Annotated in this window: 1 protein-coding gene and 1 pseudogene; one reads left to right on the top strand and one right to left on the bottom strand. The window is 60.2% G+C overall.

Annotation, left to right across the window (positions count from 1 at the left end; genetic code table 11):
- The first annotated feature begins 1,075 nt into the window (after positions 1-1,075).
- Positions 1,076-1,411, top strand: coding sequence for a transposase (locus CO676_RS35075; protein ID WP_144340259.1), 336 nt, complete (start codon positions 1,076-1,078; stop codon positions 1,409-1,411).
- 423 nt (positions 1,412-1,834) lie between these two features.
- Here CO676_RS35075 and CO676_RS34120 read toward each other — a convergent pair.
- Positions 1,835-2,458, bottom strand: a pseudogene (locus CO676_RS34120) (IS630 family transposase); the annotation flags it as partial.
- Positions 2,459-2,543: the final 85 nt, after the last annotated feature.

Raw genomic sequence — 2,543 nt, 5'->3', positions numbered from 1 at the left:
GGCCAATTCTGGCGCGCCCGTTTCTATTTTCTCTCGGTTGCGGGGCTCGCTCTGGGCATCGTCCATAAAGGACGCCGATCATGCCGTTGGCGTCAACATGGCCGCGCTATCTCCGAGTGCAGCAAATCGAGAGCAGGGCCAAGTCGATAAAGTCTCTGGGTTTTAAGCTAAGAGACCTGAGACGTCGGGAAGAACGACATATCGAGGTTACGGTGAATGACGTCGCGGGGTGCCGGATTGTTTGCTATACAAATACAGACGTAGCGCGACTGGTGTCGTCGCAAATTATTGGCGACAATTTTGAGGTCGATTGGGATAGGACAAAGTTTCACTACCCCTATCTGAACCTACGGCTGCGTCCGTTTACATCCCCTACAGTTACGTTCTGAAGCTTAAGGAAGAGCGCGTTGCTCTTCCTTTGTTGATTGGCGAGAACGTCGAACGCCGGTGACGGCGAGTGATAATCGTCCATACCGGGACCCAGAAAGTAAGATTGTTTCCGGGCGGTTCCTGCCGCGTCGCCCGTGTCGCTACCCGAAGCGACGAAACTCGTCCAGCTTGGTCTGCCCAAAGGTGAGGCTAAACTTCCAACCGGTGATGAAGAGCGTCTGCGGCGCAAAGCGCATCGCCCTCTTGGAAGCATATCACAAAGCCATCAAGACAAAGTATCGGCTTCGCCCCGTATGGGACCTTCACTGAGTTCGAACGAAATGCTGGCAACAAACAAGCCTGAGCATCATTTCGCTGAGTTCACTGCTGGGGCGGTCGCAATGGGATACGGACCGGTTGCCCGACATTGTTTGCGACTACGCCCTTGAGGCGCTCGGCGATCGATCGGGCGTGCTGGTGGTGGACGAAACCGCTTTTTGGAGAAAGGCACCTATTCGGTCGGGGCGGCGCGGCAATAATCGGGTACCGCCGGCCGCATCGAGAACTGCCAGATCGGCGTGTTCGTCGCCTATGCCAGCCGCTTTGGCCAGACGCAGATCGGCCGACGGCTCTTTCTGCCGGAAGCCAGGGGCGAAAGACCCGGCGCGGCGTAAGGCGGCCGGCATTCCCCAGCAGGTGGGGGTTTTTGACCAAGCCGGCGATGGCGCGCGCAATGTTGGCTGAAGCGCTTGATCGCGGCGTGCCGTGCGCCTGGGTTCTGGCCGATGCGGTCTATGGTGGCGATTACCGGACGCGCCGCATGCTGGAGGAGCACCGACAGCTTTATGTGCTCGCGGTGCGCTCCAAGCATACTTTACGGTTGCTGACCGATCAGGGTCTGCTGCAGACGGACCCGAAAGCGATGGCCGGGGAACTGTCCGCCGAGGCCTGGACCGCCTGTCCGGCCGGTGAAGGCGCCAAGGGATTGCGTCTCTATCACTGGGTATCACTGGGCACGCATTGCTCTGCCGTATGTCGTTGAGGAAGGCTATGCCCGCTATGTCCTCATCCGCAAAAGCGGCACGGATCCGCGCGCCCTGAGCTATTATCTGGTCTTTGCGCCCAGAGAGGCCACGCTAGCGGAACTGCCAGGCGCGGCAGGATTGCGCTGGATGATCGAGGAATGCTTCCAGCGCGCCAAGGACGATCTCGGCCTTAATCATTGCGAGGCCCGCTCCTGGCACGGCTAGCATCGCCACATGACGCTCGTCATGGCGGCGGCTGCCTTGCTCGCCAATCTCGGCGCCGATCTAAGCCGCTCGGCCTGCGGCAAACCGAACGAAACAAGTCTAAATCCGCCAATCGCTGCCTGACGCGCAAGGTCAGACTCATCCCCACCGTCACCGAAATCCGCACGCTCATCGCGCGGCTGGTCATGCGAAAGCCCGCAAAACGGGCTTTCTTCTCGCCTGGTCTCTTTGGCGACGAACCCATCAGGTGCAAGCCATGTCCATCGCAGATGTCTTGCCAGCCAGGCGCGGACCTTCGGCTGCTTGTGGGTTGCGTAGTTGTCGAGAATGACGTGGACGGCCTTATCCTTCGCCAGCTCCGCCTCAATCGCGTTGAGGAAACGAATGAACTCCTGATGACGGTGACGCTGCATGTTGCGGCCGGCCACCGAGCCATCGAGAACATTGAGGGCAGCAAACAGGGTGGTGGTGCCATGGCGCTTGTAATCATGGGTCATCGTGCCGCGCCGGCCCTTCTTCAAGGGAGGCCCGGCTGCGTCCGGTCGAGCGCCTGGATCTGGCTCTTTTCATCGACGGAAAGGACAATGGCATGGGCCGGTGGCGATACATAGAGCCCGACGACATCGTGTAGTTTCTCGGCAACAGCCCTGTCATTCGAGAGTTTGAAGCTGCGCCAGCGGTGCGGCGCCAGACCATGCTCGTGCCAGATCTTGACGACTGATGAGGCCGCGGTCCCGATGGTCTTCCATCGCGCGAACGGTCCAGTGCGTGGCCTCCTGCTTGGGCGGTTCCAGCGTCAGCGCAACAACCTGATCGACCATCGCCGGATCGAGCGGCGACCGGGGCAGGCATTTACGATCAGGACGCGATGGATCTTTGCGGCCCGGTCGCGTGCTGCGGCGACACAAGGAGTGTCCCGCTTCG

Origin of the sequence: Sinorhizobium sp. BJ1 (assembly GCF_002531555.1) — a bacterium.
In the GTDB taxonomy this organism is placed as follows: domain Bacteria; phylum Pseudomonadota; class Alphaproteobacteria; order Rhizobiales; family Rhizobiaceae; genus Sinorhizobium; species Sinorhizobium fredii_B.
The sequence above is the reverse complement of the archived record's forward strand: the minus strand, read 5'-3'. Positions and strand labels throughout refer to the sequence as shown.